Source organism: Pseudomonas sp. K8, from assembly GCF_014889455.1.
In the GTDB taxonomy this organism is placed as follows: Bacteria; Pseudomonadota; Gammaproteobacteria; order Pseudomonadales; family Pseudomonadaceae; genus Aquipseudomonas; species Aquipseudomonas veronii.
The window spans coordinates 1-660 of sequence record NZ_VJWO01000182.1; the positions used below are offsets into that span (position 1 = coordinate 1).

The following is a 660-nucleotide window of genomic DNA, read 5'->3' on the forward strand; positions in this document are numbered from 1 at the left end:
GGCGTGCAGAGTGCTCCCTCCGGCGGGGCCAAGGGCGCGCAGCCCGCGAAACAAGCGGGCAGCCACCCCCTCGGGAGGCACCCCGCCCCGCTTGCCCCACAGTTCAATCCGACCATCGATCACCGCCATCGAATGACCGCCATACTCCACCGTCCCCACCTTGCTGCTTCGCAAGTCGGCATCCGTGGCCTGCCGGTAATTTTTGCGCAAGCCCAGACGGTCCAACCCTTCCCGAGTGTACTCGCCATCATTGAGGGTACGTATGCCATCCAGAAAGCTGCGCCCGGCAGTGCCATCGTTGTTTTCCAATTGCGCCCGTTTTGCGCTGACGGCAAACATGAAATTGGCGTTGGTCATCATTTTCGGGTCATCGCCCTGGAAACGTGCATGGGTGGCAGCCAGCCGCACTTCATCCTTGGTCAGGTCAACCTTGACACCATCGCGCATGGTCACAGAGTAGCCATTACCCGTTTCCTTGACCTCTTTGAAGACGTCGGTGGGCTTCTCGCCAAATTGCATCATGGCGGCTTTAATCGCCGAAACCGTCACGCAATTGCCGTCCGGCCCCTGTCTGAAGCCGCTCCAGATATTCTCCGGTTTTTTCCCCGGCTCGCTGTCATCGGGCTTGTAGTCGAAATGCTTCGCGCCTTCGGTAATCGG

The 660-nt window shown here is 59.7% G+C and carries 1 pseudogene; it reads right to left on the reverse strand.

What is annotated here, in order from left to right:
• Positions 1–660: pseudogene (locus tag INT12_RS30865) on the reverse strand (hypothetical protein); the annotation flags it as partial.